Source organism: Streptomyces sp. DSM 120436, from assembly GCF_055778765.1.
On the sequence record NZ_JBSKBS010000002.1, the window covers coordinates 694,429 to 709,451 of the forward strand.

General features: G+C 74.8%; 13 protein-coding genes. 8 read left to right on the forward strand and 5 right to left on the reverse strand.

Annotation, left to right across the window (positions count from 1 at the left end; genetic code table 11):
* Positions 1 to 169 precede the first annotated feature (169 nt).
* Positions 170 to 715, forward strand: a complete 546-nt coding sequence (locus tag ACWH4W_RS25015; protein ID WP_473078100.1) for an ATP-binding protein — start codon at positions 170 to 172, stop codon at positions 713 to 715.
* A 617-nt stretch (positions 716 to 1,332) separates the two neighbouring features.
* Here the strand turns inward: ACWH4W_RS25015 and ACWH4W_RS25020 are convergent.
* Genes ACWH4W_RS25020 through ACWH4W_RS25030 form a run of 3 tightly spaced genes read right to left on the reverse strand, consistent with a single transcriptional unit; the run spans position 1,333 to position 3,996 of the window.
* Positions 1,333 to 1,752, reverse strand: a complete 420-nt coding sequence (locus ACWH4W_RS25020; RefSeq protein ID WP_198602621.1) for a PPOX class F420-dependent oxidoreductase — start codon at positions 1,750 to 1,752, stop codon at positions 1,333 to 1,335.
* A 40-nt stretch (positions 1,753 to 1,792) separates the two neighbouring features.
* Positions 1,793 to 2,725 (reverse strand): NAD(P)-binding domain-containing protein, encoded by a 933-nt coding sequence (locus tag ACWH4W_RS25025; protein WP_473078101.1) that lies wholly within the window; start codon positions 2,723 to 2,725, stop codon positions 1,793 to 1,795.
* Positions 2,726 to 2,757: 32 nt separating this feature from the next.
* Positions 2,758 to 3,996, reverse strand: coding sequence for an ROK family protein (locus tag ACWH4W_RS25030; RefSeq protein WP_473078102.1), 1,239 nt, complete (start codon positions 3,994 to 3,996; stop codon positions 2,758 to 2,760).
* A gap of 161 nt (positions 3,997 to 4,157) precedes the next feature.
* Between ACWH4W_RS25030 and ACWH4W_RS25035 the strand changes: the two genes are divergently transcribed.
* Together ACWH4W_RS25035 and ACWH4W_RS25040 are read left to right on the forward strand one after the other, a co-directional pair.
* Entirely contained in the window at positions 4,158 to 5,291 is a 1,134-nt protein-coding gene (locus ACWH4W_RS25035; protein WP_473078103.1) for a methyltransferase, read from the forward strand.
* Positions 5,292 to 5,383: 92 nt separating this feature from the next.
* Positions 5,384 to 7,222 carry a glycoside hydrolase family 15 protein gene (locus ACWH4W_RS25040; RefSeq protein WP_473078104.1) on the forward strand — a complete coding sequence of 613 codons (1,839 nt, stop codon included), beginning with the start codon at positions 5,384 to 5,386 and terminating at the stop codon, positions 7,220 to 7,222.
* A gap of 3 nt (positions 7,223 to 7,225) precedes the next feature.
* Here the strand turns inward: ACWH4W_RS25040 and ACWH4W_RS25045 are convergent, their stop codons facing one another.
* Positions 7,226 to 8,176 (reverse strand): hypothetical protein, encoded by a 951-nt coding sequence (locus tag ACWH4W_RS25045; RefSeq protein ID WP_473078105.1) that lies wholly within the window; start codon positions 8,174 to 8,176, stop codon positions 7,226 to 7,228.
* A gap of 400 nt (positions 8,177 to 8,576) precedes the next feature.
* Here ACWH4W_RS25045 and ACWH4W_RS25050 point away from each other — a divergent pair, with 400 nt between their 5' ends.
* Positions 8,577 to 9,236, forward strand: coding sequence for a phosphatase PAP2 family protein (locus tag ACWH4W_RS25050; RefSeq protein WP_473078106.1), 660 nt, complete (start codon positions 8,577 to 8,579; stop codon positions 9,234 to 9,236).
* Between the two features lie 370 nt (positions 9,237 to 9,606).
* Here ACWH4W_RS25050 and ACWH4W_RS25055 read toward each other — a convergent pair whose 3' ends face one another.
* Entirely contained in the window at positions 9,607 to 10,380 is a 774-nt protein-coding gene (locus ACWH4W_RS25055) for a response regulator (protein ID WP_473078107.1), read from the reverse strand.
* Between the two features lie 236 nt (positions 10,381 to 10,616).
* Here ACWH4W_RS25055 and ACWH4W_RS25060 point away from each other — a divergent pair, with 236 nt between their 5' ends.
* From ACWH4W_RS25060 to ACWH4W_RS25075, 4 genes are all read left to right on the forward strand, one after another.
* Positions 10,617 to 11,600 (forward strand): Bug family tripartite tricarboxylate transporter substrate binding protein, encoded by a 984-nt coding sequence (locus ACWH4W_RS25060; RefSeq protein WP_473079257.1) that lies wholly within the window; start codon positions 10,617 to 10,619, stop codon positions 11,598 to 11,600.
* Positions 11,597 to 12,172, forward strand: a complete 576-nt coding sequence (locus ACWH4W_RS25065; protein ID WP_473078108.1) for a tripartite tricarboxylate transporter TctB family protein — start codon at positions 11,597 to 11,599, stop codon at positions 12,170 to 12,172. Before ACWH4W_RS25060 ends, ACWH4W_RS25065 begins: the two co-directional genes overlap by 4 nt.
* Position 12,173: 1 nt before the next feature.
* Positions 12,174 to 13,682, forward strand: coding sequence for a tripartite tricarboxylate transporter permease (locus ACWH4W_RS25070; RefSeq protein ID WP_473078109.1), 1,509 nt, complete (start codon positions 12,174 to 12,176; stop codon positions 13,680 to 13,682).
* Positions 13,683 to 13,868: 186 nt separating this feature from the next.
* Entirely contained in the window at positions 13,869 to 14,999 is a 1,131-nt protein-coding gene (locus tag ACWH4W_RS25075; RefSeq protein WP_473078110.1) for a cellulose binding domain-containing protein, read from the forward strand.
* The last annotated feature ends 24 nt before the right edge of the window (positions 15,000 to 15,023 follow it).

The following is a 15,023-nucleotide window of genomic DNA, read 5'->3' on the forward strand; positions in this document are numbered from 1 at the left end:
GCGCCGCCTCATCGGCTGGGTCACGCTGTTCTCACGTCACTCTGGGTTTACCGGCGATAACGCTGCGAACCAGCCCGCCGGCCACGACAGCAGGCGGCAGCGTCACGCAGGCGCCCTGCTGGATCCGTACTCCGTGTTCTTCCGGACCTCACGTCGGGGAGTCGCAGCCGTGATCAGTCATCCGAGCAGGCACTGCACGGTGGAGCTCCAAGCCCTGCCGTCGCGGATCGGCCAGGTCCGCAGAATCGTATCTGCGCAGTTGCGCTACTGGCACATGGATCCCCTGATAGACCGGGCCTCGCTCGGTGTGACGGAGCTGTTGTCCAACGTCCACCGGCACGCACAGCCCGACAAGACGTGCACCGTGGAGATGGAACTGCTCCTCGACCGGCTCAAGGTGTCGGTGCACGACCACGATCCGCGGCTGCCGGCCGTCGCGGACGCCGGACCGCTCGCCACCTGTGGCCGCGGCCTGGCGATGGTGGCCGCCATGAGCGAGAGCTGGGGCGTGCTGCCGGACGGCGAGTCGGGCAAGGCCGTGTGGTTCACCCTGCCGACGCCCGCGGCCGCCGCACCGGCGGCCTGGGACCGGCGGCCGGACCTCACGGCCGCCGCACCGGACCGGCCGCGGTTCACGGAGGTCGCACTCGTCGACCGCGTGTCCGAGGCCCACCGGCCCGAACCCGCTCCCGCCCGGTCCGCCGTCCCCGGCTGACCGGGCGGTGACACGACGGGCGCCGCCGAGGGCGGCGGTGTCCGGCGGACCTCCCGCCCGCCGGACACCGCTGTCGCGGACCGCCGGCGGACGCGGACGAGGCCGGCCGTGGTGACGGCGGGCCGGCCGCCGGCGCCGACGGTCCTCGCGGTGTGCCGGGCGTCCGCCGCCCGGCACACCGTGAGGACCGCCTGCCGGCAGCTCGTGGCCGCCGCCCCCAGGTCCACCGCGGCGGCCCGGACGCCGTCGACGTACACGTGCGCCCGCACACGCGCGCCCGGCCCGGCCCCGGCGCCCGGGAGGCCGAGCGGCCGGTGGACGTCCGCGTCAGGCTCCCGCCCTGGAAGCGCCGGAGTACGACGTGCCGCCGGGGCAGCCGGCGGAGCCGCGCGCGCTCCGGCCGCCGGACCGGGCCGCCGCGCTCTCCCGGAGGATCACCGGCGTGCGGGCGGCCGCCGTCTCGTCGCCCCTCGGCGACACGTCGAGCCCCGCCCCGGGAGGGGGTCCGGTCATCGCGCGGCCGACGACAGCCGGCGTACCGCCCGGGGAGCACGCGGGCGGTACGCCGCTTCTGCCGTGGCCCCTCGACGTGCACGGCGCGTCCAGGGGCTCCTCGGTCAGCCGGACTGGTCGCTGTCCTTCATCGCGCCCCAGCCGTGCCACCGCTCGACCTCGACCCAGGCGCTGACCCGGCGGCGCTCGCGGTCGGGGTACTCGGAGCCGCCGTAGTGGCGGGAGAGGCGGTCGATGTCGGCGAGGCCCTCGTCGTCGTACATCTCGGCGACGCGGCCCAGAAGGGTGACGTGGGTGTACCAGTCGTCCGCGGCGAGGACGGTGAGGGTGACGCGCGGGTCGCGGCGGAGGTGGCCCAGGCGGACCCGGCCCTCGTCGAAGTTGATCAGCGCGCGGCCGTTCTCCCAGAGGTACCAGGTGGGGGTGGAGACGGGCGCGCCGTCGGAGCGCAGGGTGGCCATCACGCACGGGTTGGGCTTGCGCAGCAGCGCCTCGGCCTCCGGCGGCAGTGGGGGCTTGGACACGTGAACTCCTCGATGAGTGAAGGGAATCGTGGGGGGATGGTCATGTGGTGGTCGCCGGTCCGTCGCCGAGGCCGGCGTGGTACGCGGCTGCCGTGTCCTCGTCGCCGTGGCCCTGGTCCGCGGCCCGCTCCAGGCGGCGGGCGCTCGCGGCGACGTCGAGGCGGGCGCCGCCGCGCTCGTCGGCCCGCACGATGAGCGCGGCGTCCTCGGCGGCGGTTCTCACCGCGTACTGAGCCGGGGGGAGCCGCTCCTCGAGGACCGGCTGTGCCTTGGCGGGCGGACGGCCCATGTCGAGCGGTCCGCCGGCGATGAGGGCGAGGAAGGCGTCCGGGGCGACGTCGAGGGCGCGGGCCGGCGCCAGGGTCTCACCGGCGGCGGCGGTGGCCGCGGGCACCCGGCTGTCGGCGACCGGCTCCAGCCGGGTGGCGCCCGCCTCCGCGCCGTCCTCGCCGGTCCGCGCGGTGCGGGCGCCCACCGCGTCGAACACCGGCGTCACCGCGTCGTGCCCCTCGACGGGACCGGCGGCGAGCACGGTGAGCCGTCCGTCCTCGACGGGCCCCCGGGCGCCGGGGGCCGGGGAGTCGTAGAAGCACGAGCCGTGGGCGCGGGCGAAGGCGGCCGTCCCGGCGACGTCCTCGACGCCGCCTGGGCGCAGTGCACCACCGGCGGCGTCGAGGACGTCGCCGGTGGTGCACTGCGCCCAGGCGGCTGCCGGCGGGAGGGCCGGGGCGGCGGCGCGCACGGTCCCCAGGGTGACGGGACCGTCGTGCGGCATGGTGAGGACCACGTCGGCGGACTCCACCGCCTCCTCGGGGGCGCCGGCCACGTGGGCGCCGTCGGCGGCCGGCGGGGCGGCCTTGGCGCGGGTGCGGTTCCAGGCGCGGACGGTGCGCCCGGCCCGGAGGAGGTCGCGGGCCGTCGCGGCGCCCGTGATGCCGGTGCCCGGGGCGTCACCGGTGAGCTTGTCGGTCATGCGGTCGGCCTTCCGTCGGGCGGTCGTCGTCCCTACGCCAGTGCGCCCAGGGGATCGTCCAGCACCGGCTGCCAGGCCAGCTCCGCCGCGCCGACCAGACTGTTGTGGTCCAGCGTGCAGGGGAGGATCGGTACTCCGCCACTGCGGCCCCACAGGCTGCGGTCGGCGACGACGGCGCGGAGCCGGTCGGGATCGGCCTCCAGCAGGGTGCGGTGCAGGCCGCCGAGGATGATCCGGTCGGGGTTGAGGATGTTGACCAGTCCGGCCAGTCCGAGGCCGAGCCGGTCGATGAGCTGTTCGGTGGCGGTGCGCACCTGCGGGTCGTCGTACTGCCCGCGGATCAGGTGGTCGGCCTGCTTCAGCAGGGACATCTCGGGGCCCGGGTCGCGGCCGGCCGCGGTGAGCAGGGCCAGCGGGTCCGCCTCGACGTCGAGACAGCCGCGGCCGCCGCAGTGGCAGGGGCGGCCGTCGGGGTTGACCGCGAGGTGGCCGACCTCCAGGGCCAGGCCCGAACTGCCCGTGTGCAGACGGCCGTCGAGGACCAGCGCGCCGCCGACGCCGCGGTGGCCGGTGGCCACGCACAGCAGGTCGCGCGAGCCCCGCCCGGCGCCGTGCCGGTGTTCGGCGAGCGCGACGAGGTTGACGTCGTTGGCGGCGAAGGCGGGCCCGTCGAGGCCGGCGGCGCGCACCTGCTCGGCGAAGATCTCCCGCACCGGGGCGCCGACGGGCCAGGCCAGGTGCAGCGGGTTCAGGGCCAGCCCCTCCGGTTCGGCGACCGCCGACGGCACGGCGAGCCCCGCGCCCACGCACCGCCGGCCGGTCTCCCGCAGCAGCTCGGCGCCGGCCGCGACGACGGAGCCGAGGACCTTCGCCGGGTCGGCGTCGACAACCTCGCAGCCGGGCGTGGTGGCGACGATCCGCCCGCCGAGCCCGACCAGGGCGGCGCGGAAACCGTCGGCGTGGATCTGCGCGGCGAGCGCCACGGGGCCGTCCTCGGCGACGGACAGCCGGTGCGAGGGACGTCCCTGGGAGCCGGCTCCGGCGCCGGGCCGGGCGTCCACGCGGATCAGTCCGAGCGCCTCCAGTTCGGCGGCCACCGCGCCGGCCGTGGCGCGGGTGACGCCGAGCTCCGCGGTGAGCACGGCACGGGTCGGGGCGCGTCCGGTGTGCACCAGCTCCAGCGCGGGTCCGAGCGCCCCGCGCCCCCGGTCCAGCCGCGTCCTCGAGGTGGTCCCTTCCCCCGCCGGCCGGGGGTCCGCCTTCCCGCTCATGGGGGCGAGTCTCCCATGATCCGCGACGCTCGCGGACGACAGGCCGCCCGTCCACGGGACACCCGTGGGGCGTGCGCGGCGTGCGCCCCGGCGGCTCCGCCCGTCCGCCGGGCCGGACCGGACCGGGGCTCGGTTAGCCTGGCCGCACGATGAACGACCGTATGACGACCCCCTGGGGCGAGCCGGTGCTGGCCCGCTTCCCCGAGGACCCGCGGAACAGGCTGCGCGCCTGGGACGCCTCCGACGCGTATCTCCTCAGGCATCTCGCCGGCCGGCAGCCGCCGTTGTCCGGCACGGTCGTGGTCGTCGGCGACCGGTGGGGCGCGCTGGTCACGGCGCTCGCCGCGCACCGGCCGACGCAGATCACCGACTCCTGGCTCGGCCAGCAGGCCACCCGCGCCAACCTCGCCCGCAACGGCGTCGAGCCCGGCACGGTCCGGCTGCTGACCACGCGGGACGCCCCGCCGGAGCGGATCGACGTACTGCTGGTGCGGGTGCCCAAGAGCCTGGCGCTGCTGGAGGACCAGTTGCTGCGGCTGGCGCCGTCGGTGCACGCGGACACGGTCGTGGTCGGCACGGGCATGGTGAAGGAGATCCACACCTCGACGCTGAAGCTGTTCGAGCGGATCCTCGGCCCGACCCGCACCTCCCTGGCGGAGCAGAAGGCCCGGCTGGTCCTCTGCACGCCGGACCCCTCGCTGGTCCGCCCGCCGAACCCGTGGCCGTACCGCTACACGCTCCCCGAGGACGTCGGACCGGTGTCGGGCCGGACGGTCGTCAACCACGCCGGGGTGTTCTGCGCGGACCGGCTCGACATCGGCACCCGTTTCTTCCTGCGCCACCTGCCCGCCGGGCGGGGCGGCGGCCGGGTGGTGGACCTGGGCTGCGGCAACGGCGTCGTGGGGACGGCGATGGCGCTGGCCGACCCGGAGGCCGAGGTGCTGTTCGTGGACGAGTCCTTCCAGGCGGTCGCGTCGGCGCAGGACACCTGCCGGGCGAACGACGTGGGCGGGCAGGCCGAGTTCCGGGTCGGCGACGGACTGACGGGCGTCCCGGCGGGCAGCGTCGACCTGGTGCTGAACAACCCGCCCTTCCACTCCCACCAGGCCACCACCGACGCCACGGCCTGGCGCATGTTCACCGGAGCCCGCCGCACCCTGCGCCCGGGCGGCGAGCTGTGGGTGGTCGGCAACCGGCACCTCGGCTACCACGTGAAGCTGCGCCGCCTGTTCGGCAACAGCGAGGTGGTGGCGTCGGACCCGAAGTTCGTGGTCCTCAGGGCCGTACGGCGGTAGGCCCCGGCCGGTGCGCCGCCCGCCGGAAGGCCGGTCCCGCGCCCCCTGCCTAAGCTGGCAGGAGAGCACGCGCGCCGGCCGAGGAGGCTGCGATGGACGGGACGACGGACCGGCCGGGCGACGGCTCCGGCGCCCGGCGGTACACGCCCATCGCCGATCACGGGCTGATCGGCGACCTGCGCAGCGTGGCGCTGGTGGCGACGGACGGCACCATCGACTGGTACTGCGCGCCGCGCTTCGACGCGCCGAGCGTGTTCGCCGCGCTCCTGGACGCCGGCCGGGGCGGCTGCTTCGAGCTGGCGGCGGCCGTGCCGGCCCGCACCAGGCAGTTCTACTTCCCCGACACGAACGTGCTGATCACCCGCTACTTCACCGGGGACGGCGTCGGCGAGGTGCAGGACTTCATGCCCGTGTCGGGCGAGTCCGCGCGGGAGGACCGGCACCGGCTGATCCGGCGGGTGCTGTGCGTGCGCGGCTCGCTGCCGTTCCGCGCGCTGGTGGCGCCGCGGTTCGGCTACGCGGCCCTCCCGCACACGCTGCGCGTCACCGGGGACGTGGCCGTCTTCGCGTCCGAGGCGCTGGAGCTGGCGCTCACCGCCACCGTCCCGCTGGAGCAGGACGGACGCGACGTACGGGCGGACTTCAAGCTGGCCGAGGGCGAGACGGCCGTGTTCGCGCTGGACCGGGTCGGCGGTGGGCTGGCGCCGCGCGGGTGCGCCCACGCGGAGGCCGAGCGGGAGTTCACCGCGACGGTGCGCTACTGGCGGGACTGGTTGTCCGCCTCCCACTACCGGGGCCGCTGGCGGGAGATGGTGCACCGCTCGGCCCTCACCCTGAAGCTGCTGACGTACGCGCCCACCGGGGCGATCGTCGCCGCGCCGACGACGAGCCTGCCGGAGGAATTCGGCGGCGAACGCAACTGGGACTACCGGTACACGTGGGTGCGCGACGCGGCGTTCTGCGTCTACGCCATGCTGCGGCTGGGCTTCACGAAGGAGGCGGAGGCGTTCATGGCGTTCGTCTCCCGGCACATCAGCCCCGGCGACGGCAAGCCGTCGGGCCCGCTCCAGATCATGTACGGCATCGACGGCCGCACCGACCTGTCCGAGCGGAGCCTCGACCACCTGGAGGGCCACCGCGGATCGCGGCCGGTCCGGGTCGGCAACGCGGCGGCCGACCAGCTCCAACTGGACGTCTACGGCGCCCTGATCGACTCGATCTACCTCTACGACAAGTGGGCCGAGCCGATCTCCAGCGAGCAGTGGGACCATGTCACGGCGCTGGTCGACTGGGTGTGCGGCAACTGGGACCAGCCCGACGAGGGCATCTGGGAGACGCGCCGCGGGCGGAAGGACTTCCTGTACTCACGGCTGATGTGCTGGGTGGCGATCGAGCGCGGCGTCCGCATGGCCCACCGCCGCGGCCTGCCCGCCGACCTGCCGCGCTGGACGGAGTGCCGGGACGCGATCTACCGGCGGATCATGACCGCCTGCTGGTCGAAGGAGCTGCGGGCGTTCGTCCAGCACGAGGGCGGTGAGGTGCTGGACGCCGCGCTGCTGATGATGCCGATGGCGAAGTTCATCGCGCCGAAGGACCCCAGGTGGCTGTCCACGCTGGACCGTCTGACCCGGGAGCTGGTCTCCGACTCGCTGGTCTACCGCTACGACCCGCACGTGAGCCCCGACGGCCTGCACGGCGAGGAGGGCACCTTCTCCATCTGCTCCTTCTGGTACGTCGAGGCCCTCACCCGCGCCGGCCGCCTCGACGAGGCCCGCCTGGCCTTCGAGAAGATGCTCACCTACGGCAACCACCTCGGCCTCTACGCCGAGGAGATCGGCCACACCGGGAACCAACAGGGCAACTTCCCCCAGGCCTTCACCCATCTCGCCCTGATCAGCGCGGCGTACAACCTGGACCGGGCGCTGGGCTGACCCTCAGTGGCCGTGCCCGGGCGACTCCGCGTGTCCGGGTGAGGTGGCGGGGCGGGGCTCCTCGGAGGGGACCTCGCCGGCCTCGACGGTGAAGGCGGCGGTGCGGATGGCTCCGTCGTGCTTGAAGTCCAGGAAGAGGCGGTAGCTGCCGCTGCTGGGCGCCGTGGCGGTGAAGGAGACGTGCGGTCCGGGCTCGGTGGTGCCGTCGCCCGGCTCGCCCTCGGGGTGGACGTGCAGGTAGGCGAGGTCTCCGGCGCGCAGGGCGACCAGGTGACCGTAGGCGCCGAGGTAGGGCTGGAGGTCGGTGACCGGCTCGCCGTCGCGGGAGACGGTCAGGCGCAGTTCGCTCGCCCGGCCGGGTCGCAGTGTCCCGGTCAGCTCGACGTCGTAGCCGTCGACGCGGGCCGTGGTGGAGGGTCGCGGCAGGTCCTGGGGGCGGTAGGGGCCGGAGGCGGCCAGGTCGGCGCCCAGGGTGAGGTTCTCCGCGCCCGGCCGGTCGGGGGTGAAGTCGGCGAACACCCGGTAGCCGCCGGCGCGGGGCAGGTCGACGGGGGTGCTCCAGGTGCCGTCGGCGGCGCGCTCGGGGTGGAGGTGGCGGTAGGTCACCAGGTCGCGGGAGGCCACGATGAGGTGCAGTTCCTTGTCGTGCTCCCGTCGGTACTCGGTGACGGGAGCACCGTCGGCGTCCCGCACGGTGAGGCGCAGTCCGGTCCGCTCGCCGGCCGTCACGGCCGGGGTGTCCAGGTCGAGGGTGTAGCCGCCCTCGGAGACCTGCAGCCCGCCGGGCGCGTGGGCGGCTCCGCCGTGCTCGCTCGCTCCCGGCGGATGCTTCTCCCCGTGCGTCTGGGGACGGTCCGCGACGACCGGGTCGAAGGTCTGGCCGACCCCGTAGGCGGTGCCGAAGGCGGCGGTCAGTGCGGCGGCGAACGCGGTGATCCTCAGTCCGGTCTTCATGGCCGTCTCTCCCGTGGAAACAGCGGCCCGCACTCCGTCACGAGCCGGTCGATACAGTTCACCATACCCCTGGGGGGTACCTAGTCAAGTCGACGAGCGCCTTGTGCGGCATACGGGGCGGGGGTATGCGGCCACCCCTCTCGCAGAGACCCGCCCCGTGTTCGCGAGGGGCCGGGGGCGACCGTCGCGACGGTCGGCGCCGACGCCGCGGTCCACGGCGGCCGCTTCGGTGTCCGTGGCGCGCAACTCCCCTGCCGCTGCGGACGTTCCGGGCGGCCCGGGCCGACTGCGGGCGGGGCGGGCGGGCCCGCCGCACGGATCATGCGTACCGTGGGCACCCGGTGCATCCCGCCTCACGGTGCGGGTACACCACCAGACGATGTCACCGCGGGAGAGACAGATGAGCGAGCCGCCCACCACCGACCGGAACGACGCCCGTCCGCTCACCGGACCCGTGCCGCCCGCCGATGGACTGCGCAGGGTCGCCTCCGCCGTGCTGAGCGACCTCAGGGCGGTGGACGGCGCGCTGTACGCGGCGGTCGCCGCGACCCCGACCCCGACGCTCGACCGCGCGCTGCGCCGGCTCTCCCACGCGGCCGACCACTCCAAGATCTCCTTCGCCCTCGCCGGCGCGCTGGCCCTGGCCGGCTCCCGCCCGCGCCGGGCGGCGCTCGCCGGGGTCGGCGCCGTGGCCGTGGCGTCCGCGTCGGCGAACCTGCTGGGCAAGCGGCTGGTCCGGCGCAACCGCCCGGACCGGGAGGCGGCGCGGGTGACGGTGGACCGGCATGTGCCGATGCCGACGTCGGCGTCGTTCCCCTCCGGGCACACGGCGTCGGCGGTCGCCTTCGCGACGGCGGTGGGGACGGTGCTGCCCGCCGCGTCGGTGCCGTTGGGGGCGCTGGCGGGGGCGGTGGGGTATTCCCGCATCCACACGGGGGTGCACTATCCGGGAGATGTGGCGGCGGGGGCGGTGCTGGGGGTCGCGTCCGCGGCCACCGCGCTGGCGGTCGCCTCGGCCCGGCTCCCGGCGTCCTACCCGCGGTGGCCGCGGCGCGGTTGACACCGGGGGAGGCTTCGGGCGCCCTCGGGCGGCTCGGCGGTCGTGTCTTCGACGCGGGGTGCACCAGGGGGTCGCGCGGCGGGGCTCATGCGCACCCGGCGTGGGGGCGGGCCGGGGGCGACCGGCCTCCCGACGTCCCCCACGGCGTCCTCGTGCGCGTCCACCACCCGCAGCGTCGCGCCCTCCCCGCCCCGTGAACACCGCCTCGCACAGCGCCGCGGCGAACTCCGGCGCGTCCCGGGCCTCCCGGCCGCTTCCCAGGCGGCCGCACCCCGGCAGTGCCCTCAGAAGGACGTCCGGGTTCGTTTTCGCACACTGACCGACGGGCGTCCTCCGCCATGGTCGTGACCGGCACGCACACCGAACTCGTTCATCCGGGTTCCGCCTCCCGGGAGACAACTCCGCGCCCGCTCACCCCGGAGGTGACTCCACGCCCCGCCCCGGCCGCCCCCGCGAACCGGTACCGCCGCTCAGGCCGCCCGGTCGCCCCGTAGCGCAACGACACCTCGGCCGCGCCCACCGTGTGGAAGTACTCCAGATACCGCCGCGCGCTGACCCGGGACACCCCCGTGAGCCTCGCGCACTCGCTCGCCGACAGGCTCCCCTCCGCCTCCCTCAACGCCCGTTCGACCAGCCCGGCGGTCTCCGCGCTCATCCCCTTGGGCAGCGCGGACGTGACGGGCATCGCCGCCCCCGCCAGCACCCGGTCGACGTCCGCCTGCCCGCGCACCACCGTGTCGCGCAGCAGTCCCCGCTGCATCGCGTACCGCTCCAGCCGCCCCCGCAGGTCCTCGAAGTCGAAGGGCTTGAGGAGGTAGTCGACGACGCCGCGCCGTACCGCGCCGCGCACCGCGTCCGCCTCGCGCGCGGCGCTGACGACCATGACGTCGCAGTCGTGCCCGGCGGTCCGCAGCCGGGGGATGACGTCGAGCCCGAACACGTCGGGCAGATACAGATCGAGCAGGACGAGATCAGGACGCAGCTCCTCGACAGCACGCAGGGCCTGCTCTCCGCTGCCGGCGACACCCACCACCCGGAAGGCGTCCACGCGCTCGACGTACGCCCGGTGCACCCGCGCCACCCGGAAGTCGTCGTCCACCACGAGCACCCCGACGGTGTCGGCCGCTCCCTCCCCGTCTCGCATACCGCCATCATGACCCCCGCCCCCGACCGGGCAAAGAGCGGTGCGGAAGACCTGCGGGGGATCTGCACGACGACGCCCGCCCCGCTGACACAACGACCACAACCTCCATTGCTTCCGTAACCGCGACAGCCCGCCCCCGCCCGGGCACCATGTGGCCCGCGTCACCCTCCTCCTCCCCGGGTCACGCGCCTTCCGGACAACACACGTCAGAACCCGACCGACAGGTGGTGGCACTCGTGCGTCTGCGCACACCCCTCGCCCTGCTCGGCGCCGCCCTGCTCGTCCTCGTGGGCCCACCGCTGCTCACGACCGGCAGCGGCGCCGAGAGCGGCACGCACATCCCGGGCCTGCGCCTCATGGTTCCCAACACGCCCGGCGGCGGTTACGACATCACCGCCCGCACGGCCGCGAAGAACGCGGAGGACGCCGGACTCACCGGCTCCGTCGAGGTGTTCAACCTGCCCGGAGCCGGCGGCACGGTCGGTCTCACCCGCCTGGTGAACGAGCGCGGCAACGGCAAGCTGGCCATGTCGATGGGCCTGGGCGTGGTCGGCGCGGTCCGCTCCAACCACGCGCCGCGCACCCTCGCGGACACCACGCCCCTCGCCCGGCTCACCGAGGAGCAGGACGTGGTGGTGGTCGCGAAGGACTCCCCGTACCGGACCATCGGCGATCTGGTCGAAGCCTGGAGGGCCGCCCCCGGCCGGCTCCCCGTGGGCGGCGGTTCGTCCCCCGGCGGCCCGGACCACCTCGCGCCGATGCTGATGGCGCGGGCCGCCGGGATCGCCCCGAAGGACGTCAACTACATCCCCTTCGACGGCGGAGGCGAACTGCTCGCCTCGATCCTCGGCCGCAAGGTCGCCTTCGGCGTCTCCGGGGTCGGCGAGTACCGCGACCAGATCGAGGCGGGCGAGCTGCGCCTGCTCGCGGTGACCGGTCCGGAGCGGGTGCCGGGCCTCGACGCACCCACGCTCAAGGAGTCGGGCTACGACGTGGAGTTCACCAACTGGCGGGGCGTCGTCGCCCCGCCCGGCCTCACCGACGCCGAACGCGGCAAGCTCGTCCGGCTGTTGGAGGCCCTGCACGACTCGGAGGAGTGGCAGGAGTCCATGAAGCGCAACGGCTGGGACGACGCGTTCCTGACCGGCGACGAGTTCGGCGCGTTCCTGGCCGCCGAGGACGAGCGCGTGGTGTCGGTACTGAAGGAGCTCGGCCTGTGACCACCGACGACACGACACCGACACCCACGCCCGCACCCACGCCGAAGCCTGAGCCGGCACCGACGCCGTCCACCACAGCCCGCTCCTGGCTCCGCGACCACTCCGAACTGGGCGTCGGCGCCCTGCTCCTCGCCCTCGGCGGGCTCGTCCTCACCGACGCCCTCACCATGGACGTCGACCTCACCCAGCGCGGCCCGGTCGGGCCGCGGACGGTTCCGGTCGTCGTCGGCGCCGCCCTGCTCCTCGTCGCCGCCCTCCTCGCCGTGGACGTACTGCGCGGCGGCCGGGGCCAGGCGGAGACGGGCGAGGACGTCGACCTGACCGAACCGGCCGACTGGCGCACGGTCCTGCTGCTCTCCGGCGTGTTCCTCGGCTCCGCCGTCCTCATCGAGCCGCTCGGCTTCCCCGCCGCGGGGGCCCTGCTGTTCTGGGGCGCCGCCTACGCGCTCGGCAGCCGCAGGGCGGACCGCGACCCGCTGATCGCGGCGGTGCTCTCGCTGGTCACTTACGCCCTGTTCGACAAGCTGCTCGGAGTGCCGCTGCCCGGCGGTCCGCTGATGGGAGTGCTGTGACATGAACACCCTCGACTCCCTGCTGGACGGCTTCGGCACGGCCCTCACCCCGCTCAACCTGCTGTGGGCCGCGGTGGGCGTGCTGCTCGGCACGGCGATCGGCGTGCTGCCGGGCATCGGCCCGGCGATGGCGGTGGCCCTGCTGCTGCCGGTGACGTACGGGCTCGACCCGACCGGCGCGTTCATCATGTTCGCCGGCATCTACTACGGCGCGATGTTCGGCGGTTCGACGACCTCGATCCTGCTGAACACGCCCGGGGAGAGCGCCGCCGTGGTCGCCGCGATGGAGGGCAACCCGATGGCGAAGTCGGGGCGGGGCGCCCAGGCCCTCGCGGCCGCCGCCGTCGGCCACTTCGCGGGCGGCATGGTGGGCACGCTGCTGCTGGTCGCGCTCGCGCCGACGGTCGCCGACCTGGCGGTGGACATCGGCGCACCGGACTACTTCGCCATCATGGTGCTGGCGTTCATCGCCGTGACGTCGGTCCTCGGCTCGTCGCGCATCCGGGGCCTGGCCTCGCTGCTGATCGGCCTGACGATCGGCCTGGTGGGCCTGGACCGGATGACCGGGCAGCAACGGCTGACCTTCGGTTCGCTGCACCTCGCCGACGGCGTGGACGTGGTGATCGTCGCGGTGGGCCTGTTCGCGATCGGCGAGGCGCTGTGGGTGGCCGCCCATCTGCGGCGCCGGCCGCCGGACCCGATCCCGGTGGGCCGGCCGTGGCTGGGCCGCGCGGATCTGCGGCGCACCTGGAAGTCCTGGGCGCGCGGCCCGTTCATCGGCTTCCCGTTCGGCGCGATCCCGGCGGGCGGTGCGGAGATCCCGACGTTCCTGTCGTACGTGACGGAGAAACGGCTGTCGAAGCACAAGGACGAGTGGGGCAAGGGCGCCATCGAGGGCGTGGCGGGACCGGAGTCGGCGGCGTCCGCCTCGGCGGCGGGCACGCTGGTGTCGATGCTGACGCTGGGCCTGCCGACCACGGCGGTGGCGGCGGTGATGCTGGCGGCCTTCCAGCAGTACGGCATCCAGCCGGGCCCGCTGCTCTTCGAGCGTGAACCCGATCTGGTGTGGGGCCTGATCGCCTCGCTCTTCGTCGGCATGGTGCTGCTGCTGGCCCTCAACCTGCCGCTCGCGCCGCTGTGGGCGAAGCTGCTGCGGGTCCCGCGGCCGTACCTGTACGCCGGCATCATGTTCTTCGCGGCGGTGGGCGCGTACGCGGTCGGCGGCGAGGTGGCCGACCTGGTGCTGCTGCTGGTCATCGGCCTGATCGGATTCGGCATGCGGCGCTACGGACTGCCGGTGCTGCCCGCCGTCATCGGCGTCATCCTCGGCCCGGCCGCCGAGCAGCAGCTGCGCCGAGCCCTGCAGATCAGCGACGGCAGCGTCACCGGCCTGGTGAACACGCCGTTCTCCGTGACCGTCTACGCGGTCGTGGTGCTCCTGCTCGCCTGGCCGCTGATCCGCGGGGCGCTGCCCCGCCGCCGTACGGCGGCGCCCGACCGGAGCGCCTGAGCCGTCGAACGACGGTCGAACTCGCCGGTGTCGGGCCGGGACTCCCACGGCGTCCCGGCCCCACGCCCCGTCTCCCCCGCAGGTCACGCGACGGATCCGCGCCGCACCTCTTGACGCGTAATCGACAACGGTGGCTTCATGTCCCGCATGGGAGCGCTCCCACCTCCGCTTCGGGAAGGGGACACCATGCGCGACACCCGCCTTCTGCGCTTACCACGCTCCTCCACACGGTCACTGCTCGGTCTGCTGGCCGCCCTGCTCCTCCCGCTCGGCCTGCTCGCTCCGGCCACGGCGGCCGCCTCCCCGTCGGACGGGAGCCGAGCCGCCGCTCCGGTGCGGATCATGCCGCTCGGCGACTCCATCACCGGATCACCGGGGTGCTGGCGCGCCCTGCTGTGGAACCGGCTCCAGGACGCCGGCCACACCGGCGTCGACTTCGTCGGCACCCTGCCCCCGCAGGGCTGCGGGGTCGCGCACGACGGCGACAACGAGGGCCACGGCGGCGAACTGGTCACCCAGGTCGCCGACCGGGGCCTGCTGCCGGCCCGACTGGCCGCCACTCGGCCGGACATCGTTGTCATGCACTTCGGCACGAACGACGTCTGGAGCGGCATCGCCCCCGACCGCATCCTCGCCGCCTACACCACGCTGCTGGCGCAGATGCGGGAGTCCAACCCGGACATGCGCGTCCTGGTCGCCCAGCTGATCCCGATGAACCCCGCCACGTGCGCCGCCTGCGCGCAGCGGGTGATCGACCTGAACGCCCGTATCCCCGGCTGGGCCGCCGCCGCGACCACCGGCCGCTCGCCGGTGGTCGTGGTGGACCAGTGGACGGGCTTCGACACGGCCACCGACACCTACGACGGCGTGCACCCCGACGCGGCCGGGGACGAGAAGATCGCCGCCCGCTGGTTCCCCGCCCTCGCCGCACAGCTGGACGGCGTTCCGGACGACCCCCAGGAGCCGGACGACCCCGGTGACCCGGACGGCCCCGCCCTCACCTGCACGGCGTCGTTCCGGTCCGTCTCCGTCTGGCAGGGCGGCTACCAGGCCGAGGTGACCGTACGGAACACCTCCGCCGCGCCCGTCCGGGGCTGGACGGTGACGCTGCGGCCGGCCGACGGCGCCCGGGTCGCCCAGGTGTGGAACGGCACCCTGACGACGACCGCCGACGGCACGGCCACCGTCGCCGACGCGGGCTGGAACGGCTCTCTGGCCCCCGGTGCGAGCACGGCGTTCGGGATCATCGCCACCACCACGGCGGCATCGGCCGCCCCCGCCGCCACCGCCGACTGCGCGGCCACGCCCGCCCCCTGACTCCGGCTCACGGCCGACGCGGAA

What these genes read in the sequence shown, in the direction of transcription:
- ACWH4W_RS25025 (WP_473078101.1), bottom strand. Translation starts at nt 2,725, where the DNA reads ATGACCGACAAGCTCACCGGTGACGCCCCGGGCACCGGCATCACGGGC.
- ACWH4W_RS25030 (WP_473078102.1), bottom strand. Translation starts at nt 3,996, where the DNA reads ATGAGCGGGAAGGCGGACCCCCGGCCGGCGGGGGAAGGGACCACCTCG.
- ACWH4W_RS25035 (WP_473078103.1), top strand. Translation starts at nt 4,158, where the DNA reads ATGACGACCCCCTGGGGCGAGCCGGTGCTGGCCCGCTTCCCCGAGGAC.
- ACWH4W_RS25040 (WP_473078104.1), top strand. Translation starts at nt 5,384, where the DNA reads ATGGACGGGACGACGGACCGGCCGGGCGACGGCTCCGGCGCCCGGCGG.
- ACWH4W_RS25045 (WP_473078105.1), bottom strand. Translation starts at nt 8,176, where the DNA reads ATGAAGACCGGACTGAGGATCACCGCGTTCGCCGCCGCACTGACCGCC.
- ACWH4W_RS25050 (WP_473078106.1), top strand. Translation starts at nt 8,577, where the DNA reads ATGAGCGAGCCGCCCACCACCGACCGGAACGACGCCCGTCCGCTCACC.
- ACWH4W_RS25055 (WP_473078107.1), bottom strand. Translation starts at nt 10,380, where the DNA reads ATGCGAGACGGGGAGGGAGCGGCCGACACCGTCGGGGTGCTCGTGGTG.
- ACWH4W_RS25070 (WP_473078109.1), top strand. Translation starts at nt 12,174, where the DNA reads ATGAACACCCTCGACTCCCTGCTGGACGGCTTCGGCACGGCCCTCACC.
- ACWH4W_RS25075 (WP_473078110.1), top strand. Translation starts at nt 13,869, where the DNA reads ATGCGCGACACCCGCCTTCTGCGCTTACCACGCTCCTCCACACGGTCA.